Consider the following 24471-nt stretch of genomic DNA (forward strand, 5'->3'; position numbering starts at 1 on the left):
GAGCGGCTCCGTGGCCCGAGGTTCCCGGCGGCGCCGCACCGGGCGCCGCCGGTTGGGTGCCGCTATAGCCCTGAGGCACCTGCCCGTAGCCCGGTCCGTCGGGAGCCTGCTGGGGCTGAACGCCACCTGCTCCCACCGCCATCGTCGGCGCCATCGGGTCGATCTGGCCGGGGACCTGCGGCTGCGCCGACTGCACCGACTGCGCTGCCTGCATCGGTGGCATCGCCTCGGAGAGGTGGCCTGCGCCCCGCCCGGCCTGGCGTGCCAGTACCTCCTGCACGACGGCGTCGTCGGACTGCTCCAGGAGCGCTCGGACCTGGGGCGGAATCGACGGGTTGGCCGCCAGGATCGCGTGCAGGTCGGGGCGGGTGGCGGCGATCCGCTCAAGATCGTGGGGCGAGGCGAACCTACTGACCGCCGTGGTCGCGTCGTAGTCCCCGGAAGATGGTGAGTGCCCCGTCGTCATGTCTCCCGAGCCTAACGAAATCTACGGGAGCAGGTCGCGGAATCAGGCCGTAGCGCCCGGCTTCGCCGTCGGGACGAGCCGATGACGGCTCAGTCGACGATGCCGTAGAGGCGGTCCCCGGCGTCGCCGAGACCGGGCACGATGTAGGCGTACTCGTTGAGCCGCTCGTCCACTCCGGCGGTCACCACCGTGACGTTCGCGCGCCCGCCGACGGCCTCCTCCAGCGTCTTGACGCCCTCGGGGGCGGCGATGAGGCACAGTGCGGTGACGTCGCGCGCCCCGCGCTCAAGCAGGTAGTCGATGGCGGCCACGAGGGTGTGGCCGGTGGCGAGCATGGGGTCGATGACGAAGCACTGGCGGCCCGAGAGGTCGTCGGGCAGACGGTTGGCGTAGGTCTCCACCTCCAGGGTGTCCTCATCGCGCTTCATCCCCAGGAATCCGACCTCCGCCGTGGGCAGCAGGCGGGTCATGCCCTCCAGCATCCCCAGGCCCGCACGCAGGATCGGTACGACGATCGGCCGCGGGGCGGCCAGACGGCGGCACTGCGCCAGCGCCACGGGCGTGCGGATCTCCACCTCCTCGGTGCGCACCTCGCGGGTGGCCTCGTAGGCGAGGAGGGTGACGAGCTCGTCCACCAGCTGGCGGAAGACCGCCGACGACGTCCTCTCGTCCCGCAGGACGGAGAGCTTGTGGTCGATGAGGGGGTGGTCGGCAACGTGGAGGCGCATGGGGACAGCCTATAATCCAGCAACCGGTCCCGCACCGCCCCAGCGCCGAGCCGTCAGGCGGGGCGATCTCGCTCAGGCGCGGGTGTGCAGCCATGCCAGGACGGCTCGCACGCGCCTGTTCTCCTCGCCCGGCTGCAGGTCCAGCCCCCGGAAGATGTTCGCCACATGCTTGGCCACCGCGCCGTCGGAGACCACCAGACGCTCGGCGATCTGCGCGTTCGACAGCCCCTGGGCCATGAGCTCGAGCACCTCCTGCTCGCGCCGCGTCAGCCGGTCCAGGCCCGCTCCGCCCGGCGCCGCAGTCGCGATCCCGTCCGACGGCGTCGACGGCGAGGCTGCTCCGGCCATCACCGGTCCCTGGGGTTCGGACGGTGCGGGTGCCGTGCCGGGTACCGAGCCCGTCATTGTCACCGCTCCCTCACCGGCCCCGGAACCGGTGATGTCCTGCGCGGAACCGGCGGCCCGGGCCGCCTTCATGAGGTGGGAGACCACCTCCGGGTCGATGACCACCCCGCCGCCCACGACGATGTCGAGCGAGTGCAGGAAGTCCGCCACCCGCCCCACGCGCTCCTTGAGCAGGTAGCCCACGGCGCCCCCACTGCTGGCGCTGGGACCCCCTGGCCCGGCTGGGGACGTCGGCGACTCGGTCTCCTCAAGCAGGTCCTGCACGTAGGGCCCGGCCACGTAGGCGCTCAGCACCACCACCGGCAGCCCCGGATGGGCGCGGCGCAGGTCGATCGCCGCGCGCAGCCCGTCATCCGTGCCGGTCGGCGGCATCCGCACATCGGTGACGACGACGTCGGGCAGCTCCCCGGCAGCGGCCAGACGCCCGACCTCGGTGCGCAGGGCGTCGGCATCGGCCACCTGTGCCACGACCTCGTGCCCCGCGGTGGTCAGTAGTCCGGCCAGCCCCTCGCGCAGGAGGGCGGCGTCGTCGGCGAGCAGGATCCTCATGGGCACATCCTGCCTCAGCCGGCCGGGTGGTCGCTCCCCGGCTCACCCGTCTGCTCCTCCTCCCGGCCCTCCGTGCCCCACGGCGGCGTCAGCGGTGCCGTGATCGTCAGCCGGGTCCCGCCGCCGCTCGGGGAGCTGACCTCCAACCGCCCGCCGATGGACTCCACCCGCTGCGCCATGCCGCGCAGGCCGGTGGCGTTCTCCTGCTCCGGGTCGGCTCCGCCGCGCCCGTCATCGGTGATGACGGCGCTCAGCCCGGTACTCGTGCAGCGCAGCGTGATCGTGGCGCGCCCGGCCCGGGCGTGCTTGGCGGCGTTCGTCAGCGCCTCGGTAGCAGCGAAGTAGATGACCGTCGCCACCGGCTGCGAGATCTGGGCCAGGTCGGCCTTCTCGGCCTCGACGACGACGCTGGTCGGCAGTGGTGCCCGTCCCGCCAGATCCTTCAGGGCCGGCGCCAGCCCGCGCTCGGACAGGACCGCCGGGCGGATGCCGCGCACCGTCTCGCGCAGGTCCTTGAGGGCGGACTCCGCGCGGTCCTGCGCGGTGTCGATCCCCTCCAGCAGCGCGGTCCGGGACGTGGAGGCGGTGTCGTCCTCGGGCAGGGACTCGGCGGCCAGGCGCAGCCCGCCCAGGTTCATGGCGAGGGCGACGAGCTCCTGCTGGGTGCCGTCGTGCAGGTCCCGCTCGATGCGGGTGCGTTCGGCCTCGAAGGCGTCCATGAGTGTGGCGCGGCTGGCCGTGAGGTGGCCGACCTCGGCGGTCAGCTGCTCGAGGCGCTGCCTCTTGCGCTCACCCGAGAGCACCTTCACCAGCAGCAGCCGCAGCCTTCCGAGTCCCCAGAGCACTCCGAGGAGGAGGCTGAGGGCGATCAGCCCGACCGGTATCAGCAGCAGGGCGGCCTGCAGCCCGGTCAGCACCATCTCGCGACCGCCCAGGTAGAACCTGACGGGGTTCTCGGGGGAGGTCATGAAGGGCGCCAGGATGCTGGTGACGGTCAGGGCTCCGAGGAACGCGGTGAGGAAGAACGACGCCGTGCTCAGCGTCATGCCCCCCAGGCACAGGGGCAGGTCCTGCCGCCAGAACTCCACGTGGGCGACGCGCGCCAGCAGCCACGGGCTCTTGCGCTCGCCCTCCTTGCGGCCGGACGGGGCGTCGGTTCCCAGCCCGCGTGCAGCGATGCGCTCCAGCGACGCCCACAGAGGGACCGTCAGGTGGAACAGCAGGATGGAGGGGATGAGGAGGATGACCTGCGGTATCCACAGCGCGGCGTGCAGGAGCTCCCACCCGATGACGCTGATCCACCAGAGGCTCCGCCTCGGGCGGCGCCCGGTCGAGGGAGGGGCGGCCTCCGGGCCTGCCGCGAACGGGACGGCCGGGGAAGGGTCGGCAGCTGATGGCATGGGTGCGGTCCTGTCCAGCGGGGCCTCCATGGGAGCAGTCGCAGGCAGGTCGGAAGGGGAGCCGAGTGGTGGCGTCGGGGTCATGCCGACGACGTTAACGGGGCCGGCCCCGGGGCGCACTCGTGCTGGCTCCCCAGTGCGCACTGCATGCGTGCCCCGAGGTGGTGCTGGCACCCTCACGGTGGTGCGCACGCGACCAGTGGCGAGGTGGGGTTAACCGGATATGAAGACGGGGGTGAGCACCAGTGTCATGGAGGCCCGCGAAGAGTGAACTGGTGGACATGAGCCTTGACCCGTTCCTTCCATGCCATGCAGCCGTTGCCACCGACGCCTTCGGCCCCGCCTCGGGACCGGTCCGCACGCCCACCCGCTTCCAAGCCTTCGCCGGTACCGAGATGCTCGGGCCGGGAGCCGACGAGCCGGTACGCCCAGCGCACTCCGACGAGGTGAGCATCCACGAACGACGTCGGGACTACGTGCACTGGTACGTGGCAGTGGGCGCCGAGGCCGTGGCGCTGGCGCTGCTGATCGTCGTCGTCGGACAGCAGCTGGCGCCGGTCCTGCGGGCCGCGGCGCCGGGCGGGGGAACGGTGGCCTGGGCGCACGACCTCCTGGCGGAGTCGCAGCGGCTGCTCGCCAGGGTGGGTGATGCTGAGCTACGGCCCTGGCTGCCGTCAGCCCTGGCCGCGTTACTGACGGTCACGGGGCCCTGGTTGAGGAGGTCGACCGTCCGGTGGGGCCTGGGCGTCCTGGCGGGAAGCCGGGTGGTGTCCGTCATCGGCTGGCTCATCGTTGCGGTGGTCGCAGGACTCTGGGGGCAGTCGTGATGCGCCGCCGGGGACGCCTCGCCGTGGTCGGGTGCCATCGAGGCTGGCCGGGGGCATTCGACGCCTTCCTGCGCCCGTACGCCTGAGATGCCCCCGGGCGCGCGGAATGTCCTCGCCGACGCGCCGGTTGGGCCGGGCGCGAAAGGGCCTGACGTCGGGCCGTCCCGCGGAGCTACGGTGCCATCACGACTGCATCGAAGGAGAACTCATGGCCAACGCCTCCGCCCCCACCATCACTCTCAACAACGGCGTCGATATCCCCCAGATCGGTTTCGGCGTCTTCCTGACGCCGCCGGAGGAGACCGAGCGGGTCGTGCTCGAGGCCTTCGAGGTCGGCTACCGCCACGTCGACACCGCCCAGGCCTACCGTAACGAGGAGGGCGTGGGAGCCGCCGTCGCCGCCTGCGGGCTGCCCCGCGAGGACGTCTTCGTGACCACCAAGGTGTGGTTCTCCAACGCCGGGGACGAGCGCGCCGCTCGCTCCATCGACGGCTCCCTGCGCCGCCTGGGCATCGACTACATCGACCTGTTGCTGGTCCACCAGCCCTTCGGCGACTACTACGGCACCTACCGCGCCATGGAGAAGGCCCTGGCCGCCGGCAAGGTCCGCGCCATCGGCGTCTCCAACTTCTTCCCCGACCGGTTCGTGGACCTGGCGCAGCACGTCGAGGTGCCTCCGGCCGTCAACCAGATGGAGACCCACGTCTTCAACCAGCAGGCCGACAACCGCGCCTGGTACACCAAGTACGGCACCGCCCTGGAGTCCTGGGGCCCGCTGGCCCAGGGCCGCAACAACATCTTCACCCATCCGGTGCTCACCGGAGTCGGCGAGAAGTACGGCAAGTCCGCCGCCCAGGTGGCGCTGCGCTACCTCATCCAGCTGGGCATCATCGTCATTCCCAAGACGGTCCACCGTGAGCGCATGGTCTCCAACCTCGACGTCACCGACTTCCAGCTCGACGACGCCGACATGCGGACCATCGCCGCCCTCGATGAGGGACAGGGCGTCGTCAACCACTACGACCCCGCCTTCCAGGAGCGCCTCGCCTCCTTCACGGTCGAGGAGGACTGAGCCTTTCGGCCTTCTGCGACTGCCTCCGGTTACCGGCGGGAGACATTCGACGCGGCCGGGTGCAGCTTGAGCCGGCCGGGGACGTTCGACGTCGTCGGGGACAAGACCCTGTACCAGTACGCGCCGGACGTCCCCGCCGGGGGAGGAGCACGAGTCAGAGCCGCCGGGAGAACCGGGACTCGGTCTTTTCGGAGGTGCGCACGTACTCCAGCCAGCGCTCGTAGTGGTCGAGTACGTCGTGGGCCACCTGGTCGGAGTTCCAGTCGACGACGTCGTAGCCCTGGCCGCCGCTGTGGGGGCGCACCTCGAGGCGCACCGTGAGGTCGTCGGCCTCGTGGACGGCGAACCCGTAGGCGGGCACGGGCGTGACCACCATGCGCACCACATAGCGGAAGGAGTCGATGGAGCTGGACTGCTCCTCCCCGACCTCGCTGGCCGGCTCGGAGGAGACGACCAGGCTGGCCCGCCCCAGGAAGGTGCGCTCGTCGTCGGGGTCCTGCGCCTCGGGCCCCTCGACGAAGACCTCGGCGGAGACGTTCTCCTTGCGCAGCTCGGTGGCCACCGCCTCCAGGGCCGGCACGATGCGCCGCTCCATGGCGTGGCCGGCCTCGTCGGGTGACACGGAGTTGAGGGTGTGCGTCAGGCGCTCGCGCCACGGCGTCTGCTCCAGGCCCGCGGCCGACCCGTTGAAACCGAGGGCGCGGTTGCGGTTGGCCAGGGACAGGGCCTGGTTGTAGGTGTCCTCGGTGCTCAGGGAACGCCACAGCGTGTACATGATGAGGATGAGCACCCCGGAGAAGGGCAGTGCCATGACGATCGTGGCCTGCTGGAGGATCGGGATGCCGCCGGCCACGAGCATCGCGATGGTGAGGACCCCGGTCAGGGCGGCCCAGAAGATCCGCAGCCAGGGGGCGGCGTCCTGGCGCGCCGAGCGGATGCGGCTGGAGAGGTTGGCCATGACCAGGGCCCCGGAGTCGGCACTGGTGACGTAGAAGAGGATGCCGATGAACAGGGCCAGGGCGATGAGGAGCTTCTGACCCGGCAGGTGCTCGAGCATCCAGTACAGGCCCTGCTCGGGCTGGTTCAGGGTGAGGTCGCGGAACTCGCCGTTGCCGCGGATGACCAGATCGAGGGCGTGGTTGCCGAAGATCGCCACCCACATGAGGATGTAGCAGAAGGGCAGCAGGAGGCTGCCGAGCACGAACTGACGGATGGTGCGCCCGCGCGAGATGCGGGCCAGGAACATACCCACGAAGGCCGCCCAGGCGATCCACCAGGCCCAGAAGAACAGGGTCCAGGCGTTGAGCCACTCATCGGGCCGGTTGTAGGCGTAGGTCTCCAGCGTCAGCAGCGGGAAGCGGGTGAAGAAGTCGCCGATGGAGCCCACGAGCGCGTCGATGAGGAAGGCGGCGTCACCGGTGATGAGCACCCACAGGGCCAGGCCGATGGCCAGCAGCACGTTGATGGTGGACAGGACGCGCACGCCGCGGTCGACCCCGGAGACGGCCGAGACGGTCGCCATGATGACGGCCAGGGCGGTCAGGCCGATCTGGGTGGGGAAGCCCTGCGGCAGCCCGAACAGGATATTGAGGGCCACGTTCAGCTGAACGACGCCGACGCCCAGTGAGGCCGCGATGCCGAAGACCCCACCGACCAGGGCAGCGGCGTCGACGATGTCGCCGATGACGCCCTCGGTGTGCCGACCCAGCAGCGGGCGCAGGGTGGAACGCAGGGTGAGCGTGTCACGGCGTCGGTAGGCGAAGTAGGCCATGGACAGACCCACCAGCGCGTACAGCCCCCAGCCGGAGATGCCGTAGTGGAACAGAGACAGGACGATTGCGTCGCGGGCGGCCTGGATGGTCTGGCCCTCACCGGTGGGCGGGTGCATGTACTGGTCGACCGGCTCGGCGACGGCGAAGAACAGGATCTCGGTGCCGATGCCGGCGGCGAAGAGCATGGCCGTCCAGGCGAAGGTCGAGAAGTCCGGCGTCGAGTTGTCCGGGCCCAGACGGATCCGTCCGAACCGGGAGAAGGCCAGCGCCAGGATGAAGATGAGCGCGGTGGTGATGAGGAGGATGTAGAAGGAGCCGAACCACCGGCTCGTCCAGGTCACGGCCGCCTCGAAGGTGCTTTTGACGATGTTCGGGGCAACGATCGCGGCCAGGGCGACGACGGTGATGATGGTGGCCGACACGAAGAAGACCACCGGGTTGAAGGACTGCGTGTCGGCCGGCTTGCCGAGCGGGGCCTCGGACTGGGGCTCGCCCGGTGTCCCGGGCGGCGAGGTGTGGTCGGGGGGCTCGGGAACTCGCTCCGAGGGCCCGTCTGCTGTGGACTCGCTCTGCTCGCTCGTTTCGGGTGACCGGCTCACCGACCTGCTCCGTTCTTCATGGGGACTCATGGAGTGCTGTGCTTTGGAGTGCTGGGGGCTGGGGACATGTGGGACAACCGCCAGGATGCCGGGAACAAGATATCGGGGTACCGGCGGGGTCAGGGTACCGGTCCGGGCCCGGGCTTCGTGTGGAGCCTATAACGGAGACGAGGCGCCCGTTATGTCTTTCCTCCGATGTCGGGGCGGCGTGGAGGAGCGGTGGCGGCGCCGTCGGGCCGCCCTTCCGGTCTGACATCCTTGGAGCTGTGACGTCTCCGCCTTCCGCTCATCCGACCATCGATGCCGCTATGGCTCGCGCCCTGGAGCTGGCCCGTGCGGCGGGCGAGTCGGGGGAGGTCCCGGTGGGCGCCGTCGTCCTCTCGCCGGAGGGAACCGTCCTGGCCGAGGCCGCCAACGCCCGCGAGGCCCAGCACGACCCGACGGCGCACGCCGAGATCCGCGCCCTGCGCGCCGCCGGTGCCGCCCTGGGCGATTCCCACCTGGACGGCTGCACCCTCGTGGTCACCCTCGAGCCGTGCACCATGTGCGCCGGCGCCATCGTCCTGGCCCGCGTGGCCCGGTTGGTGCTGGGGGCGTGGGAGCCGAGGACCGGCGCCTGCGGCTCGGTGCGCGACGTCGTGCGCGACGCCCGCGCCAACCACCAGGTCGAGGTGCGCGCCGGCCTGCGCGCCCGGGAGTCCCAGGACCTTCTGACCGCCTTCTTCTCCGGCCGTCGCTGAGTCCCGACGTCGGCCGTGACTGATACCGCAGGACACCGCGTTGGGGGGTGGGGCGCCGTCCGTGTAACCTCGTGGGCGAGGTAGCGTGTCCGAGCGGCCGAAGGTGCAGATCTCGAAAGTCTGTGTGGTTCATAGCCACCCTGGGTTCGAATCCCAGCGCTACCGCCACAACGGGAGGGCCCGCCGAAGCAGCCGCGAGCTGCGCGGCGGGCCCTCGCCGTCCCAGCCTCGCCTGCCGGATGAGGCTGATCCTGCGGCGCTCCGGCCGCGCCACTCCGGGCAGCGCTGTGCAAACCTCCTGCAAGCCCGGATGTGCCGGGACCTGCATGTCCGTCAACCGCGCTGAAAGCACTTGGTCCCCCATTTGTCCGACGTCGGGCTCTACCCTTGACTCATGAGCCGCCGTCCCCACCGTCCCCACGAATCCCGAACCCTCTCCCGCACCCGTACTCAGGCCCGTCCCCATCCTCATGCCTCCGAGACCGCTCCCCATGCGGCCACCGACCTCTACTCGCTCCTGTGCGACGCCATGGTCGCCGGTGACACGAAGGCGATCGACGCCCTGCTCACCGACGACTGCGTCCTGACCCACATGACCGGCTACCCCCAGCCCAAGATCGAGTGGCTCGGGGACATCGCCACCGGCGCCATGTGCTACCACGCCCACGAGGTGGTCTCCGTCCAGGCGGACACGATCGCCGGCTTCCCGGTGGTGCGCGGACGCACCCGCACCACGGCCACCCTGTGGGGCGGGCGCGGCACCTGGAACCTCCAGCTCGTCGGATACGTCGTGCCCGACGCCGACCCCGACACCGAGCACAACACCACCGGCTTCCGCTTCAGCCGCCTGGACGCCTCCACGTGGTGAGTCGTCGCTGAGCCGGTTGTCCTGAGAACGTCTGAGCCGGCCGGGCTCAGCCGGAGCCCCGGGGGCCTCCTCGGGCCTCTTGGCAGTACCGGCCCGCTGCGGCGCTTGCCGCCCACCGTCCCCGGACGGCGCCCGGGTGAGCTTCGCTCTCTGGCCTACCGACGGCGCCCGGTCCCCCTCGTGGCGGGCGCGTTCCACGGATCCTCCGGCCAGGCGTGCTTGGGGTAGCGGCCCCGCATCTCGGCACGCACCTGCGGGTAGCCCTGCTCCCAGAAGGAGGCCAGGTCGTCCGTGACCGCCACCGGCCGGCGCGCCGGTGAGAGCAGATGCAGCAGCACCGCCACCCGGCCCTCAACAATTCGTGGCGTGGCCGCCCACCCGAAGCACTCCTGGACCCGCACCGCCAGCACCGGCCGACCCGCCCGCCCGGCGTCGGCCGAGACCGCTGAGCCCGGAGCCCCGGCCGTGCCGCCGACCATCGCGGTGTAGTCCACCGGCACCTGTGAGCCGGAGGGAACCTCAAGGCGCTCGGGCACCAGCTCGTCCAGGCGCGCCGCTTGCGGCCACGGCAGCAGCGCCCGCAGCGCCTGGGCCACGTCCAGCCGCTCCAGGCTGAAACGCCGGCTCCCCGAGCCCGACGACGCCGACCCACCTGACCCACCTGGGCCGCCGGACTGCCCGGCCAGACTCGTCACCGCCGGTGCCAGCCACTCCTCGGCCCGCTCTGCCAGGGCCGCATCGCTCATATCCGGCCAGGGCTCGCCCAGGTGCTCATGCAGTAGGGCCAGGCGGGCGCGCAGGCCGAGCGCCTCCCCATCCCACGGCAGCACCGCCAGGCCGGCATCGGCACCCTCAGCGCGCACCCGTGCGACGACGGCGCCCGCCACCTCCGTCGGACCCGGCGGCGGTCCCGGGGAGGTGGTGAGCGTGATGGCCCCCAAACGGCGCCGGCGCTCAGTGCGCAGCCGCCCACCCTCCCAGACGGTGCGCTCCTCCTCGGCCAGCCAGGCCCCGGCCAGCTCCAGGGCCATCTGCTCATCGAGGGGCGCCGCGGCCCGGACGAGCGCGTCCCCGCGCCCGCTGGTCAGGTCCACACCGGCCACCGCCAGCCACTCGGACTCCGCCAGCGCCGAGCCCGCCGACAGGCGCAGCCCGGTCCCGGCGACGCTCGCGTAGTGCGCCTCCTTGCCCGCCTGGGGAGCCGGTCCCCGACGTCGCGCGATCCACTGCGGCTGCGCCGTTCCGGCCACCAACGCGACCGCCGACTCCAGGTCGCCCGACTGGGCAGCGTCACTGACCCCGGACCTGGGAGACCCTCCGCTGACACCGTCGGGCCGGCCCGTTGCCGGCAACCCTGACACCCCCATCGCACCCGGCACCTGAGGGCCGGCGTTCATGGAGGCCGGATCCTCGGGGTGCTCCGACTGCTCGGAGACGGCGCGCCGGCAGGCCTGCTCCAGCCGGCGCGCCTCCGCCTTCCACGCCCCCGACCCGGCCCCGCCGCCCCGGACCTGTCGGGCCAGGGCCGTCAGGTCCCCGCCGGGTGCTCGCAGGTCGGCGGTCAGCAGCGCCGTCGCTCTGGCCGCCCGTCGCGCCCCCAGGACCGGTGCTGTCACCACCAGAGCCCGGGCCTCGCGCACGCCCGCCGGCAGCCCGGCCACCGCCCGGCCCAGAGGCGTCACGCCATTGCTTCCGGCCAGCCCCAGGCGCTCCAGCGTCTCCCGAGCGGCCGCCATCGCCGCTGCCGGCGGCTCATCCACCCAGGCCAGCCCCGCGCCGTCGGGCACACCCCACACGGCCAATTCCAGGGCCGCACCGGTGAGGTCGGCCGAGAGGATCTCCGGGGTCGGAGCCAGCGGTGAGCGTGCCCAGTCCGTCGGCGAGCAGCAGCGATAGACGACGCCGGGACCCTCGCGCCCCGCACGCCCGGCCCGCTGCACCCCGGCCGCCCGCGAGACCCCCACCGTCACCAGGCCACTCATGGAGCGGGCCACGTCCAGGCGCGGCTCGCGCGCCAGCGTGGAGTCCACCACCACCCGTACCCCGGGGACCGTCAACGAGGACTCGGCCACGTTCGTGGCCACCACGACGCGCCGCCGCCCCGCCGGGCTCGGGGACAGGGCCTCGTCCTGGGCGTTCGCGGGCAGACGGCCGTGCAGCGGAAGGATGTCCACGTTCCCGGGCGCGCTGGCGCGCAGGCGGGAGACGACGTCGTCGACCTCGCGGGCCCCGGGCAGGAAGACCAGGACGTCTCCGGAGTGCTCGGCCAGGGCCCGCTCCACGGTGGCGGCGACGTGAGCGAGGAACTCCCGCAGCACCCCGCGCGGCCCCAGGCGACCGGTGCGCCCCGGCGGTGCCCACACCTCTTCCAGGGGGTGAAGTCGGCCGGGTACCTCCACCAGCGGGGCGGCGCCGCCCGACGAGCCGCCCAGGATGCGGCGCAGGCGGTCGGCGTCGAGCGTGGCGGACATGGCCACGAGGGTGAGGTCCTCGCGCAGAGCGGCGCGCGCGTCCGCCAGGAGGGTCAGGAGCAGGTCGCTCTCCAAGGAGCGCTCGTGGACCTCGTCGAGGATGACGGCGTCGACGCCGCTCAGCTCCGGGTCCCGCTGGAGGCGGCGCAGGAGGAGCCCGGCGGTGACGACCTCGATCCGCGTGTCCGGGCCGGCGCGCCGCTCCCCGCGCACCGCGTATCCGACGGTGCCGCCGACCTCCTCTCCCAGGAGGTCGGCTAGGCGGTGGGCGGCCGCGCGGGCGGCGATGCGCCGCGGCTGGGTGACGACGACGCGGCCTGGTCCGCGCTCCGGGGCGCCGGCCAGGACGTCGGCCAGGAGTGGTGGGACGAGCGTCGTCTTACCGGTGCCGGGCGGGGCGGTGAGGACCAGGCAGGGGCCGGCGTCGTCGGAACCGGATGGGGCAGGGGAAAGGCGCTCGCGCAGCTCGGGCAGCACCTCGACCACCGGTAGGTCCGGGGGAGAGGTGAGCAGGGCCCTGATGGGGACGGTCGGTCGAGCCATACCGACATTCTCTTCATAGGTTGCGCGGAGCCGCGTCATCTGTGAGGAAAATGCCGGTGAGTGTGGGGCGGGCATCAACGGCCTGGATGTTTCGAGTGAAGCACGCTTGACACGATGAGTTCTGTCAAGCACACTAGACATGTCAAGCAAACATGACACCCACTCTTGGGGTGAGTGGGTATTCAAGGGATGATCGCCATGCTCTCCGCCGGACCACTTCTGCTGGTCGTGCACCTCATGGGCACCGCCATGATCGGCGTCTCCGTCGTCGGTGTCGCGTGGCTGTCCCCGCGACTGCGTGCCGCCCGGAACTCGGCTGCGGCATGAGCCGGTTGTCACGCCGCGCCCCGGGCGGTGAGGGCTATGGATAACGACGTGCGCAGCCTGCGCGAGGCCCGCGGTCTCACCCAGGCCCAGCTCGGAGCCGCCCTGGGCGTCTCCAGGCAGAGCATCAACTCCATCGAGAAGGGCAAGTACGACCCCTCCCTTCCCCTGGCCATCGCTATCGCCCGCTACTTCGAGACCGCCGTTGAGGAGATCTTTCATGTCTGAGTCAGATCCCACGCCCGCCCCTTCCTCCGCTCCAGCCGCAGGCTCGTCCTCCTCCAGTTCGACGCCAAGTGCTCCGAAGAGCCTGAAGACCATCAAACCGCGGCCACCCGTCGGGCGCATGGCGTACGTCGTCCTCGTCGTGATCCTTCTGTGGGTGGCGGCGTTGACGATTCCGATGCCCAACGGCTTTCTCTATGGTGGTGCCAGTGGGGCGTCAGCCATGATGCTCGTGTACGTCGCCTTGTTCATCGCGAAGAGACGCGGATACGACACCTTCGTCGTTCGTGAGCTCGAGAAGCGGGAGGACGAGCGGGACAGGGCCGCCTTGCAGCGGGCCTGGGCCCTCGCTGGCGTCGTCGGGTTCTTCGGCAATGTTGTCGTTGGCGCCGTGGGCGCCTTCGGGGGACCGACGACGCCGGCCATTGCCATCATCCTGTGGCTTCAGCTGATCAGCCTCATCGGAGGCAACATCTACTTCAACCGCACGATGTAGGTCGCGGAGGTGCAGTCGCACCTGTCTGCCGTGGCTGCGACTGCTCAAGGGCGGCAATCCGCACCGACATCTTCTTCATAAGTGACGCGGAGCCGCGTCATCAATGAAGAAGATGTCGGTGAGCGGCGAAGGGGCTCCGACCGGCCGCGCGTCCCAGCGTCGTCCCGTAGACTTCGCTCCACCCTGACCGGAGCCCCGCTCCGGTCATCGTCCCCGCCCTACGCCCGCCCCGGGCACACCCGAGGAGAACCCATGGCTCAGCAGCCCGCCTCACCAGGAACCTGGGATGAGGACCCCGACGGCGCCTCCATTCTCCTGGCCACGGGTCGCGCCCGCCACGACCTCCTCGTCATCGCCGAACCGGCCTTCCTGCGCGACCTCGACCAGGCCTGGGGGCGGCCTGCCGCCCGCGTGCGCCTGTCGCTCCTGCCCGGCGTCCAGGCTCCGGGCGCTCCCGGTCAGGAGGACGCCCTGCTGTCCTACGAGCGAGGCGGTCTCGGTGTCCTCGTCGCTCGCGGCCGCACCAGCCTGTACGAGGGAGAGTCCGCCCGCAGCACGACGGCGCTGGCCCGGATCGCCAGCGGCACCCGGCTGCGCGCGGCTCTGCTCGTCACGCGCGCCACCCCGCTGCGCGGCTCCGGTGACGAGGCCGGCGGCCGGTCCGGCGATGCGGCGCCCGGCCAGGTGCGTGTCGTCGCCGACCACCTCAACCTCTCCGGAGGCCCCCTCTTCCCGGCCACCGGCATGGTCTCGGCCGGCTGGGACGCGAACCTCACCGAGCGCCTGGGGCGCCTGCGGGGGGTCAGCGGCAGCGCCGTCGTCGCCCTCGTTCCCGGACCGTTGCGCCCGAGCCCCGCGGAGGCGCGCGTTCTGGTCTCCCTGGGGGCCGATGCCGCCGTCACCGACTCCGTCGCCGAGGCCATGGCGCTGGCCTCGAGGGGGGTAACCGTCTCCGCCCTGACCTACCTGGACGCTCCGGCGGCCGGCGGCAACCTCGGTCAGGCACAGCTCGCCTTGCGCCAGGCGTCCGGCGTCGCCCTGGCCGCGGTCGAGGAGGTCCTCAGAAGCCTGCAAGCCGGCGCCTGAACGTGATTCTGAGAACGGCGTGAGAAACAATGCTGCCCCGCCTGTCGGCCCCCGCTAAGGTCATCCCGTGAAACCCTTCCTCTTCCTGGCCACCCGCAGCGACGACGAGCCCGCTGACGCCGAGTACGAGGCCTTCCTCAAGCGCACCGGCCTGGACGAGTCCACGCTTGTCCGACTGCGCCTGGAGTCCCAGTCCCTGCCGCAGATCGACCTGGACGACTGGTCCGGCATCCTCGTGGGTGGCTCCCCCTTCAACGCCTCCACCCCGCCGGAGAAGAAGTCTCCTACCCAGAACCGGGTCGAGAGCGAGCTCTCCGGCCTGCTCGATCGGGTCGTCGAGGCCGACTTCCCCTTCTTCGGCGCCTGCTACGGCGTCGGCACGCTCGCCTGCCACCAGGGCGCCGTCGTCGACACCACCTACGGCGAGGCCGTCACCGCCCCCGACGTCACTCTCACCGAGGCAGGCCTGGCCGACCCGATCTGCGCGGGCGTCCCGAGGGTCTTCCAGGCCTTCGTCGCCCACAAGGAGGCCGTCACCGAGCTGCCGCCCCACGCCGTCGTCCTGGGGTCCGGCCAGGCCTGCCCCGTGCAGATGTTCCGCATCAAGAACAACCTCTACGCCACCCAGTTCCACCCCGAGCTCGACGGCGACTACCTCGCCCACCGGCTCGGCTTCTACTCCGGCCACGGCTACTTCGCCGACGACGAGCTCGCCGAGCTCCAAGCCCGCGTGCGCCTCGACGACGTCTCCGACTCCTGGAAGCTCCTGGCCAACTTCGTGACCGTCCACGCCCGCGACTGACGATCGCCGCGTCGTCGGCACATCCGCCCTCGGCTTGGGGAACGCACTGAATGACCCTCAGCCCGTCCTGGCTGAGGGTCAGTCGCACTCCACGACCCCTCACCGTCGTTGGAGTGCGGCTGACTGTCCTGTAGTGCCGTCTCGCCATCGTGCAACCGGTCCCTGTCAAGCGGAGTGGTAGCCTCACTATGCCAAAAAGTCAAAGTACTTCGACGCTTCGACGAAAGGTTGCCGATGTCCACCACACGCTCCGTCCTCGCCGAGCCGCTCACCCTGCCCTGCGGGGTGACTGTGAAGAACCGCTTCTTCAAGGCGCCCATGCACGAGGCCCTGGGAACCCCTGACCTGGCTCCCTCGCAGAACATCGTGGATCTCTACGGGCGCTGGGCCGCCGGCGGTGCCGGGATCCTCGTGACCGGCAACGTCGCGGTCGACTCCCGTCACCTGGGGGAGCCGGGCAATATCGTCGTCGAGGACGAGACCCACCTGGAGATGCTGCGGCACTGGGCGCAAGCGGGAACCGCCCACGGCACCCAGCTGTGGATGCAGATCAACCACCCTGGCAGGCAGTCGCCGCGCTCGGTCAACCGTCGCCCGGTCGCCCCCAGCGAGGTGCCGGATGATGGCGGCTACGGACAGTTCTTCGAGCCGCCCCGCGAGCTCAGCCGCGAGGAGATCGGTGACATCGTGCGCCGCTTCGTCACCACCGCCCGCGTCGCCAAGAAGGCGGGGTTCACCGGCGTTCAGATCCACGCCGCCCACGGCTACCTCGTCAGCCAGTTCCTCTCCCCGGTGGACAACCACCGCACCGACGAGTACGGCGGGTCTCTCGAGGGGCGTATGCGCTTCCTCGTCGAGGTCTACCAGGGCATGCGCGAGACCCTGGGGCCGGACTTCCCCATCTCCGTCAAGCTCAACTCCTCCGACGGCGAGCCCGGCGGCATGACCCAGGAGGACTCACTGCGGGTCGCGGCCCGCCTGTCCGAGCTCGGCGTGGACGTCCTCGAGGTCTCCGGCGGCACTTACCGCAAGCCGGTCTTCGAGGAGACCGACAGCAGCGCCGAGGACCACCGTCGCGGCGTCTACTTCGCCGACTACGCACGCCGCCTCAAAGAGCTCGTCTCCATGCCGGTGGCGCTCACCGGCGGCTTCCGCTCGGCGGCGGACATGGAGGAGGCCGTCGCCGAGGGGCTGACCGACCTCGTGGGGATCGGGCGGCCGCTGGCCCTCATCCCGGACCTACCGCAGCGCATTCTTCACGGCGCCGGCCGACGTCGGATCGACCTTCCCCACGTCTCCACGGGTGTCAAGGCACTCGATGAGGCGCTCGGCGGCGTCCTGGTCATCGGCTGGTACGAGATGCAGATGCGCCGCCTCGCCCGGGGCGGGTACGCCTCAGCCCACGGCAACGGGCTCGCGGCGCTGGCCTTCACGGTGCGCCGCCACGGGCTCGGTGCGCTCATGCCCCGCCGGGCGGCTCGGCGTGGCTGACAGCGGCAAGGTGACAAGGGTGAGGATCCGGAGCTCGGCCCGTGACTGACCGGAGCGAGCAGCCGGACAGCCGGTGCGGCATCGACATCCTCAACGACTGCATCCCCATGTTCGAGGCGCTCAAGGACCCCACGCGCCAGCAGATCGTCGCCCACCTGCTGCAGCACGGCCCGCAGACGGTCGGAGAGATCGCACAGACCTCACCGTTGTCGCGCACCGCCGTCTCCCACCACGTCAAGTTGCTGGAGCAGGCGGGGCTGCTGTCGGTCACGAAGGCCGCGACCCGGCGCATCTGCCAGGTCCGCAGCCAGGAGGCCCTCGACATGCTCAGGGCACTTGTGGCGGCGCTGGAGTCCGACCTCGGAGCGCATACCTGTGAGCGGGACTAAGAGCCGTCGGCACTATGTCCCCGTTCGCCCAGCGCAGGAGGGGGTGCGTGCGGTGCGGGCGGGGTGAATGCTGGAACCACGCAAGACCGATCAGCCGGTCGGCTCAGGCTCGTAGGAAAGGGCGCACAGGATGTCCCGCATCGTCATCATCGGAGGCCACGGCAAGGTCGCGCTGCTGGCGGCCCCACTGCTCGTGGAGGCCGGCCACGAGGTCGTCTCCCTCATCCGCAATCCCGATCAGGCCGACGACGTCGCCGCCACCGGCGCCACCCCGCTGGTCCTGTCCATTGAGGAGGCCGACGTCGCCGAGCTCACCCGAGCCTTCGCCGGCGCCGACGCGATCGTCTGGTCCGCCGGGGCCGGAGGCAAGGGCGGCCCGGAGCGCACCGACGCCGTCGACCGCGCCGCCGCCGTCCGCTCCATGGAGGCCGCCGCCGCAGCCGGGGTCAAACGCTACGTCATGGTCTCCTTCCTCACCGCCTACGGGGAGGTGCCCGTGGACCACCCGCTGCGTGCCTACGCCATCGCCAAGATCGCGGCCGACCGCCACCTGCAGACCACCGACCTGGACTGGACGATCCTGGGACCGGGCCTGCTGACCCTGGATGACCCCACTGGTGCCATCACCGTGGCGCGCGTCCTCAAAGGCACCCCGTCCTCGAAGGCGCCGACATCGCGTGGCAACGTGGCTCGCGTCATCGCCGCCGTGCTCGCCGAGCCGGCCAGTATCGGCAAGGTCATCCCCTTCTACGACGGTGATACCTCCATAGCCCAGGCTGTTGCTGACGTACCGCAGGAGTACGCCGACCTGTCATGATCGCCGCCTTCGTGGGGCAGGCATCAGAAAGGCTCCGGTCCGCGCTCATCGAGTGAGTGCGGACCGGAGCCCGTTCGGGTCATGGTGAGGTCTACTTGCCGTCGCTCATGGAGCCGGAGGTGGGGCTGTCGGACATCTTGCCGTCTGACATGCTGTCGGAGGTGGGGCTGTCGGACATCTTGTCATCCGACATCTTCCCGTCCCCGGTCTTGTCGTCGCTCATCTTCCCATCGGACATCTTGCCGTCGCTCATGGTGCCGTTCGGGGTGGAGGTCTGCTCCATCTTGTCCTTGTTGGTGTCCGTGGAGCCGCAGGCGGCGGTTCCTACGGCGAGGGCGGCGACGAGCAGGGCGGCGGATACGATCTTACGAGTACGCATGGGAGAGCTCCTTGGTGGCGTGGGTAGGCGACGTGGCCAGGTGAGTAGTGGCTCACCGCAAGGGTGTGCCGTCACCAGGAGTTCGGAGACGAGCGGGAAGCGGATGGGACTAAATGAGTGACTCCAATCACTTTTCGTGGAGGTGGGTGGAGAGGCCTACCGCGTGTAGGGGCGGTAGCTCTGGCGCAGGGGCGGCTGCACGGTCGCAGCCACCGGTATGACCTGGCCCGTCTCGCGTCTCCTGGCGGATGCGCGCCGGTGCAGCAGCACAGTCTCACCGACGGCGAAGACGCCCAGCAGGATCGACGTGCCCCACGCCCGGAAGTAGATGTATGGGAACTCTTTACCGATGCTGGTCAGGCCGAGCGTGGAGCCGATGGAGGTGGCGGAGAGGCCGTGTGCGAGGAGGATGTACACGTTCGTGAGAGCCATGATCAATGGAGCGAGGCCGACGAGGCGCGCGAATGCCATTGTGTGACGGTGCTGGGAGCCCAGGTAAAGGCAGGTGGCAGCGATCACGGCTGTAACGATCATCAGAATGATGCCGCCGATCAGAGGGGCTCCTCGATACTCCGGGCCGGACGCGGGCGTCATCCAGAGGTTGATCGTGCGCTCACTCAGGTTGGCGCCGTTCAGTGCGTAGCGAAGAGAGCTCGTCAGCTGGTGAAGCGCTGCCACGAGAATGAACAGGTTGGCCGCCAATCCGAGCGTGACCAGCCGTGATCGCGCGGTGGGCGTGTGCTGACTCATGATGGTCGCGGCGATCGCGGCACCGCCGGTCGCCAGAAGGCACAGGATCGGCAGCGGGGTGCCAGTGATGCTGTCGTTGAACATCAGGACGTCGATGAGCAGTACCTGGAGTGTCGCGGCCACCATGACCGGGGTCGGGCGATTCTCGTAGATGGCTTTGATGGATGAGAACTGCAGGAACAGCCACCAGGCGCCCGGGGTGAGGAGGATGTAGAAGACCAGCTGGATGACGAAGTCCAGCGTGAAGCCCGGGGCGGCGCGGAAGGATGGCTGTCTGGAGCCGTCGATGAGGGTCCACACGACCTGAGTCCCGCACGCGATCAGAGTCGTGATGAGAGCGATGACCCGATCGCGCCTCCAGGGAGCGGGTGGGGAGAAGACGGCCTCGTGGGTGACGCCGGGCGGGGCTGCGCCGGCAACCGATGGCTGGGCGGGCTGCCGCGGGGTCGTGGGGGCAGGGCTGGGGGAGAGGCTGGGGACGAACCTGGGAAAGCTGGCGGTGGGGCCCGTCGAGTAGGGATCGGCGCCGGTCCTGTCGGTGACGATCCTGCTGGCGGGTTGTCCGACGGCGGAGAGGTGCTGAGCCACCGGTTGTGTGGGAACGGCGGTCTGTCCGTGGTGCAGATAGGGGTAGTCGGCCTGCTGTCCGCTCCGGGGCGAGGCTCCTGGCGCGAAGGCCGCATACGGTGACGGCGAGGAGGATGCCTGCCTGTCAGGTACGACGCCGTACGGCGTGGCCGGGCCGTTTCCGGCAGAGCCCGACGACGTCGGGGCGGGGCTGCCCTGAGGTGGTTGAGGTGGCTGCCGCATAGTGGCATTGTGCTCGACCCGGCGGTACGTGTCGACGAGAGGGGCCAACCTGTGTATCTGCCGTACGGTACCTGGTGGTCAGTACCCGCCTCCCATGGGCGACTGAGGCTGGTTGAAGTGGTTCTGCATGTTCTGTGCGTTGGGTGCGTTCGAGGCGTCGATGCGGTACCGGCCGTGGCCGGCCGGGGACGTGGCGACGGGGCGATGTCCTGCGGCCAGCGTCGCCCCAATGAGCATCGCGCCCATGACGATGATGACCGCCACCACTATTCCTGCGTCGGAGGGACGATAGGCGTACTCGCCACGTGTGGGCAATCCGTAGGCGAGGACGATGACGAGGTTGCAGAGTGTCAGGAGCGAGACGGCGCTCGTGGACGTGATTCGGAAGGCTCTGCTGGAGGGCGACCGCATTCCCAGGAAAAAACCTGCGGCAGCCAGGGAGGTGATAGCCGCCAGGATGAGCATTCCTGGCGCCATGGGCAAACCGACCCCTCCTGAGTCAGACCATGCGAACCATGCGTTGGCCGTGTACTGGCTGATTTTCTTTCCGTTCGATGATGCTGAGTAGGCCGATATGCCGAGGTATGAAAGGCGCACGGCGCTGTTGATCAGCACGAACTGGCAAGCGCCCAGGGCCAGGGTGATGGTCCATGGTCGTGGGCTCCTCAAGCGTTGGTTGAGCCGTGCGGTGAGGACGGCCCCTACCGCGGTGACGATGAACAGGAGGACGAAGGCGACGTTCTGCAGACCGGCATACTGGTCCTTGTCGGAGACGCCGGCGGGCATGGCAAGTACCCCGTAACCGAACCATAGTGCGAGACCCACCATTTCGGTCACTGGCTGATTGCGAGACAGGTGGCGCAATCCGAAGTAAAGCCACCAGATCAACGGTGTGGCGACAATGAACATTATCGTGGTCAACACGATATTGAGCCAGCCGCCTCGTGCGAAGTTGAGGACGAAGGTAATGTAGATGACGAACTCAAGGGCGTAGGCAACGAGCATCATGACCAGCGCCGCCGCCTTCTCACCGCGCCACGGCACATGGTGCCCTGCGCCAATGGTCTGAGGCGAGGCCGCCCCCGCGTGCGAGTAGCCCGGTTGCAGGAGCCTGTCCCCGGCGGAGTAGCCCGGTGCGGTGACTGCTCCGCTCAGGTACATGGACCCGGCGTTCGCACCCTGCTGATAGTGCTGCTGATATAACTGGTACGGCTGATACTGCGGCGCGGGGGCCTGCGCGGACGGAGACGGGTAGGGGTGGTCCGGGCGGACGGAGGCCCCGGGCGAGCGATGCACCGACTGCGTCGGGATCGCGAGCTGCTCGGGGGGCATGTAGGCGCCGTGACCGGCCGGCGTCGGCGCCTGCCCGTACGGTGCTCCGGCCTGCGGAGCGCTCACCGGAGGCTGACCGTACGCGACCCGCGGAGCATACGGCGAGCTCTGAGGGCCGCCCGGGTCCTGTGGCGGCCCCGGATAGGGAGACGGGTAAGTCATGGCAAGGTCCTGATCGTTGTGGCTCTCAGCTCCAGAGCTGCGCCCCTGTCCCTGAGTCTCTCAGGGCGTCCGGCCCCGAGCGGTGGGTGGCTCAGCTGCGTGCGAAGTGCGAGACGAAGTTGCGGATGATCTGACCGGCGTCGTGAGCCTCGGAGGAGCGGGCCTGGGTGAGGATGTCCTCGCTCATGTCCGGGTCGCCGTATCCAGCCTCGTCGTAGATGCTGACGCGCTGCTCGAACCGGACGGCGTCGAGCTCGGGGTTGAACTGGCAGGCGTAGACGTTCCTGCCCACGCGCAGCATCTGGACGGGGCAGTCGGGCGAGCTGGCCAGCAGAGTCGCGTGTGCGGGCACCTCTCCGACGCCCTCGTAGTGGCCGGCGAACACGGTGACGGCCTGCGGCAGTCCCGCCAGGACCGGGTCCTCACGGCCCTCCGCCGTCAGGAACAGGTCAACGGCGCCCAGCCCTTCGCCGAACTCCTCGTGCGTCCCCGTTCCCAGGTAGGCGGCCAGGACCTGGAGCGCGACGCCGGTGGCCAGGAGCGGGATCCCCTCCTTGAGAATCATCGCCAGCAGCTCACGGATCTGCTCCTCGACGTACTGCTGGCTGCGGGTCTTGTCCGCCGCCGGCGTGTCCGCGTTGTAGGGGCTGGCGCCGATGAGCACCCCGGAGACGTCGGCTGCGGTGAAGGATGCGAGGAAGTCGACCTCCTCCAGGGCGATGTGCTGCAGATCGCCGCGCGGCAGTTCGCTCTGGGCCAGGAAGGACTCGTACTCGTCCTGCGCCGCCTCGTGCTCGGGGCGCGTCGTCACCATGATGAAAGGCTTCACGGGACCACTGTAGGGGACCGGCCGGAGGTGCGGGGCTCCTAGATCACGAACAGCATGAGTATGAGAATGAGGAGCCAGATGAGGGTGGAGGCGGCTCCGAGGATGAGCCCCAGCCAGGCCATACCCTCGCCGGAGTCGTAACTGTGTCGCAGGCGGCGCAGCGCACTGGCGCCCAGGATGATCGCGGCGATACCGATGAGGGGGATGAAGATCAGTAGCCCGCAGACCATGGCGGTTGTGGCCCCCGAGTCCGCGCGAGGGCGGGGTGCCGTGTAACCGGGGCCGGAGAAGATCTCCGCAGGGTTGAGATTCTCAGTCCCGGGGAAGACGAACCCTGGCGGGAGCCCGTCGACGTACTGATCCGAGCCCGGGGAGAAGGTCGGTGCGCTCTGTCCTGGAGGTGCGGGCCGGGCGGTGCTCATATCCTCATCATGCCCTCCGACGCCGGATGCGGCATCGTCCCGGCGGAGGAGCCGAGCGGCGGCGGCCGGTGGCCGGCCCCGGGGAGCCCGATCGGCACGGCCCCCGGCCGGAGGCTATGCTGAAGTTCCGGCAGGCTCTGCCGGAACCTGCCGAGCGTCCCGCGGGTCGCCCGCGAGTGGAGCCTCCCACGGGACACAGTCATTCCCCCATTGCTCAGGCAGGAGACCCCCGTGCCCTCTTCTCCTTCTCGCGGCTGGCGCCTTCACGGCGACGGCCGGTCGATCGCTCCGGGCGAGGTCGTCGCCCCCGGTGAACGCCTCACCTGGCCCCGCACGATCGGTATCGGCATCCAGCACGTCGTCGCCATGTTCGGCGCCACCTTCCTGGTGCCGCTTCTGACCGGCTTCGACCCGGCGACGACGCTGTTCTTCACCGGCGCGGGCACCCTGCTGTTCCTGGGCATCACCTCCGGGCGCCTGCCCAGCTACCTGGGCTCGTCCTTCGCGCTCATCGCCCCCATCGGAGCCGTCACCGGCTACATGGCCGACGGCGGGGGCCCCATCGACGCCCACAAGGCCTCCCTGGCCCAGGGCGGGATCATCGCGGCGGGTCTGTCACTGCTGCTCGTGGGCGTCGTCGTCCACCTGGCCGGGGCCGGCTGGATCGACCGTCTCATGCCCCCGATCGTCACCGGTGCGATCGTCTCCCTCATCGGCTTCAACCTGGCGCCCTCGGCCTGGAACAATGTCAAGCAGGCCCCGGTGACGGCGGTCGTCACGATCGTGTCGATCCTGGTCATCACCGTCATGTTCAAGGGCATCGTCGGGCGCCTGGCGATCCTCATCGGTGTGCTCATCGGCTACGCCACCGCTGTGGTGCGCGGCGAGGTCGAGTTCTCCAAGGTCATCGACGCCCCGGTCCTGGGCCTGCCGCACTTCCACCCGCCGGCCTTCGACGTCAGCTACCTGGGCCTGTTCATTCCCGTGGTGCTCGTCCTGGTCGCTGAGAACATCGGTCACGTCAAGTCCGTCTCCGCGATGACGGGGGAGGACCTCGACGACGTCACCGGGCGCGCCCTGTTCGCCGACGGACTGTCCACCATGCTCGCCGGTGCCGGCGGCGGCTCGGGCACCACCACCTACGCGGAGAACATCGGCGTCATGGCCGCCACTCGCGTCTACTCCACCGCTGCCTACGTCGTGGCGGCGCTGACCGCCCTGAGCCTGTCCCTGCTGCCGAAGTTCGGCGAGATCATCGCGACCATCCCTGCCGGTGTCCTGGGCGGTGCGGCCACGGTCCTCTACGGGATGATCGGCATGCTGGGCGTGCGCATCTGGGTGCAGAACCGGGTCGACTTCTCCGATCCGGTCAACCTCAACACGGCGGCCGTCTCCATGGTGGTGGCCATCGCCAACTACACCCTGGCCTGGGACGGCATGACCTTCGAGGGCATCGCCCTGGGGTCGTTGGCCGCGATCGGCATCTACCACGCCATGCGCTGGATCTCGAAGGTGCGCGGCACCAACCTGGAGCAGGCCTCCCCGGCCTCAGCGCCCGCCGGCACCGAATTGGAGGGACCGGCCTACTCCAGCCGCGCCGCCCACTCCCCGTCGGCCGCCTCCCCGGAGACGGGTTCGACGCCGTCGAGCGCCCCGGACGATGGCGGTATCGATGACAAGGACGGGGACTGAGGTCACCGATCCCCTCGGACGGCGT

The 24471-nt window shown here is 70.1% G+C and carries 25 protein-coding genes and 1 tRNA gene; 16 read left to right on the plus strand and 10 right to left on the minus strand.

All coding sequences use genetic code 11. The features are described from left to right. Nucleotides 1-10: 10 nt before the first annotated feature. On the plus strand, nt 11-451 hold the full coding sequence (locus HMPREF9056_RS14790) for a hypothetical protein (RefSeq protein ID WP_253270035.1): 441 nt from the start codon (nt 11-13) through the stop codon (nt 449-451). A gap of 104 nt (nt 452-555) precedes the next feature. Here HMPREF9056_RS14790 and upp read toward each other — a convergent pair whose 3' ends face one another. The 3 genes from upp to HMPREF9056_RS11975 form a co-directional block, all read right to left on the minus strand. Continuing rightward, complete coding sequence (gene upp / locus HMPREF9056_RS11965) at nt 556-1194, minus strand: uracil phosphoribosyltransferase (protein WP_009746991.1); 639 nt, start codon at nt 1192-1194, stop codon at nt 556-558. A gap of 72 nt (nt 1195-1266) precedes the next feature. After that, on the minus strand, nt 1267-2148 hold the full coding sequence (locus HMPREF9056_RS11970; protein ID WP_009746992.1) for a response regulator transcription factor: 882 nt from the start codon (nt 2146-2148) through the stop codon (nt 1267-1269). A gap of 14 nt (nt 2149-2162) precedes the next feature. After that, the gene (locus HMPREF9056_RS11975) at nt 2163-3632 is read right to left on the minus strand and encodes a sensor histidine kinase (protein ID WP_034514576.1); all 1470 of its coding nucleotides are present in this window, start codon (nt 3630-3632) and stop codon (nt 2163-2165) included. A 197-nt stretch (nt 3633-3829) separates the two neighbouring features. Between HMPREF9056_RS11975 and HMPREF9056_RS11980 the strand changes: the two genes are divergently transcribed. After that, complete coding sequence (locus HMPREF9056_RS11980) at nt 3830-4375, plus strand: hypothetical protein (protein WP_009746994.1); 546 nt, start codon at nt 3830-3832, stop codon at nt 4373-4375. A 208-nt stretch (nt 4376-4583) separates the two neighbouring features. Beyond that, nucleotides 4584-5447, plus strand: a complete 864-nt coding sequence (locus tag HMPREF9056_RS11985; RefSeq protein WP_009746995.1) for an aldo/keto reductase — start codon at nt 4584-4586, stop codon at nt 5445-5447. A gap of 154 nt (nt 5448-5601) precedes the next feature. Here HMPREF9056_RS11985 and betT read toward each other — a convergent pair whose 3' ends face one another. After that, complete coding sequence (betT, locus tag HMPREF9056_RS11990) at nt 5602-7818, minus strand: choline BCCT transporter BetT (RefSeq protein ID WP_034514532.1); 2217 nt, start codon at nt 7816-7818, stop codon at nt 5602-5604. 308 nt (nt 7819-8126) lie between these two features. Between betT and HMPREF9056_RS11995 the strand changes: the two genes are divergently transcribed. The 3 genes from HMPREF9056_RS11995 (at nt 8127) to HMPREF9056_RS12000 (ending at nt 9426) form a co-directional block, all read left to right on the plus strand. Beyond that, a complete protein-coding gene (locus HMPREF9056_RS11995) occupies nt 8127-8558 on the plus strand; it encodes a nucleoside deaminase (RefSeq protein WP_009746997.1) in 432 nt (143 codons plus the stop codon). Between the two features lie 79 nt (nt 8559-8637). Next, nucleotides 8638-8726: transfer RNA gene (locus HMPREF9056_RS14235), tRNA-Ser, on the plus strand. Between the two features lie 226 nt (nt 8727-8952). Beyond that, nucleotides 8953-9426, plus strand: a complete 474-nt coding sequence (locus tag HMPREF9056_RS12000) for a nuclear transport factor 2 family protein (RefSeq protein WP_034514533.1) — start codon at nt 8953-8955, stop codon at nt 9424-9426. Nucleotides 9427-9581: 155 nt separating this feature from the next. Here HMPREF9056_RS12000 and HMPREF9056_RS12005 read toward each other — a convergent pair whose 3' ends face one another. Continuing rightward, the gene (locus HMPREF9056_RS12005; protein ID WP_157185084.1) at nt 9582-12440 is read right to left on the minus strand and encodes an ATP-dependent RNA helicase; all 2859 of its coding nucleotides are present in this window, start codon (nt 12438-12440) and stop codon (nt 9582-9584) included. Between the two features lie 198 nt (nt 12441-12638). Here HMPREF9056_RS12005 and HMPREF9056_RS14930 point away from each other — a divergent pair, with 198 nt between their 5' ends. From HMPREF9056_RS14930 to HMPREF9056_RS12040, 8 genes are all read left to right on the plus strand, one after another. Further along, nucleotides 12639-12767, plus strand: coding sequence for a hypothetical protein (locus HMPREF9056_RS14930; RefSeq protein WP_296500405.1), 129 nt, complete (start codon nt 12639-12641; stop codon nt 12765-12767). A gap of 36 nt (nt 12768-12803) precedes the next feature. Beyond that, entirely contained in the window at nt 12804-12992 is a 189-nt protein-coding gene (locus HMPREF9056_RS12010; RefSeq protein ID WP_009747001.1) for a helix-turn-helix transcriptional regulator, read from the plus strand. After that, nucleotides 12985-13485 carry a hypothetical protein gene (locus tag HMPREF9056_RS12015; RefSeq protein WP_253270036.1) on the plus strand — a complete coding sequence of 167 codons (501 nt, stop codon included), beginning with the start codon at nt 12985-12987 and terminating at the stop codon, nt 13483-13485. The genes HMPREF9056_RS12010 and HMPREF9056_RS12015 overlap by 8 nt, the downstream gene beginning before the upstream one ends. Before the next feature lie 252 nt (nt 13486-13737). Beyond that, on the plus strand, nt 13738-14571 hold the full coding sequence (locus tag HMPREF9056_RS12020) for a hypothetical protein (RefSeq protein ID WP_009747003.1): 834 nt from the start codon (nt 13738-13740) through the stop codon (nt 14569-14571). Between the two features lie 67 nt (nt 14572-14638). Then, a complete protein-coding gene (locus HMPREF9056_RS12025) occupies nt 14639-15373 on the plus strand; it encodes a glutamine amidotransferase (protein WP_009747004.1) in 735 nt (244 codons plus the stop codon). Nucleotides 15374-15607: 234 nt separating this feature from the next. Then, complete coding sequence (locus HMPREF9056_RS12030) at nt 15608-16864, plus strand: NADH:flavin oxidoreductase/NADH oxidase family protein (protein ID WP_009747005.1); 1257 nt, start codon at nt 15608-15610, stop codon at nt 16862-16864. A gap of 41 nt (nt 16865-16905) precedes the next feature. Further along, on the plus strand, nt 16906-17253 hold the full coding sequence (locus HMPREF9056_RS12035) for a helix-turn-helix transcriptional regulator (RefSeq protein ID WP_009747006.1): 348 nt from the start codon (nt 16906-16908) through the stop codon (nt 17251-17253). A 130-nt stretch (nt 17254-17383) separates the two neighbouring features. Further along, a complete protein-coding gene (locus tag HMPREF9056_RS12040) occupies nt 17384-18070 on the plus strand; it encodes an SDR family oxidoreductase (protein WP_009747007.1) in 687 nt (228 codons plus the stop codon). Nucleotides 18071-18161: 91 nt separating this feature from the next. On the opposite strand, the gene HMPREF9056_RS12045 is transcribed toward HMPREF9056_RS12040, so the two are convergent. Further along, a complete protein-coding gene (locus HMPREF9056_RS12045; protein WP_009747008.1) occupies nt 18162-18449 on the minus strand; it encodes a hypothetical protein in 288 nt (95 codons plus the stop codon). A gap of 156 nt (nt 18450-18605) precedes the next feature. Further along, nucleotides 18606-19499 (minus strand): hypothetical protein, encoded by an 894-nt coding sequence (locus HMPREF9056_RS12050; protein ID WP_253270037.1) that lies wholly within the window; start codon nt 19497-19499, stop codon nt 18606-18608. A 40-nt stretch (nt 19500-19539) separates the two neighbouring features. On the opposite strand from HMPREF9056_RS12050, the gene HMPREF9056_RS14795 reads away from it, so the two are divergent. Next, nucleotides 19540-19716: a hypothetical protein gene (locus HMPREF9056_RS14795; protein ID WP_253270038.1), complete on the plus strand. Its 177-nt coding sequence runs from the start codon at nt 19540-19542 to the stop codon at nt 19714-19716. Between the two features lie 371 nt (nt 19717-20087). Here HMPREF9056_RS14795 and HMPREF9056_RS12055 read toward each other — a convergent pair whose 3' ends face one another. The 3 genes from HMPREF9056_RS12055 to HMPREF9056_RS12065 all read right to left on the minus strand — a co-directional run bounded on the left by HMPREF9056_RS12055 (nt 20088) and on the right by HMPREF9056_RS12065 (nt 22754). Continuing rightward, a complete protein-coding gene (locus HMPREF9056_RS12055; protein WP_253270039.1) occupies nt 20088-21407 on the minus strand; it encodes an annexin A7 in 1320 nt (439 codons plus the stop codon). A gap of 187 nt (nt 21408-21594) precedes the next feature. Further along, nucleotides 21595-22332, minus strand: a complete 738-nt coding sequence (locus tag HMPREF9056_RS12060) for a glutamine amidotransferase (RefSeq protein WP_034514535.1) — start codon at nt 22330-22332, stop codon at nt 21595-21597. 38 nt (nt 22333-22370) lie between these two features. Further along, complete coding sequence (locus HMPREF9056_RS12065) at nt 22371-22754, minus strand: DUF4190 domain-containing protein (protein WP_009747012.1); 384 nt, start codon at nt 22752-22754, stop codon at nt 22371-22373. 231 nt (nt 22755-22985) lie between these two features. Here HMPREF9056_RS12065 and HMPREF9056_RS12075 point away from each other — a divergent pair, with 231 nt between their 5' ends. Continuing rightward, nucleotides 22986-24446, plus strand: a complete 1461-nt coding sequence (locus HMPREF9056_RS12075; protein WP_034514536.1) for a uracil-xanthine permease family protein — start codon at nt 22986-22988, stop codon at nt 24444-24446. Nucleotides 24447-24471: the final 25 nt, after the last annotated feature.

This window comes from Actinomyces sp. oral taxon 170 str. F0386 (assembly GCF_000195595.1).
Lineage (GTDB): Bacteria > Actinomycetota > Actinomycetes > Actinomycetales > Actinomycetaceae > Actinomyces.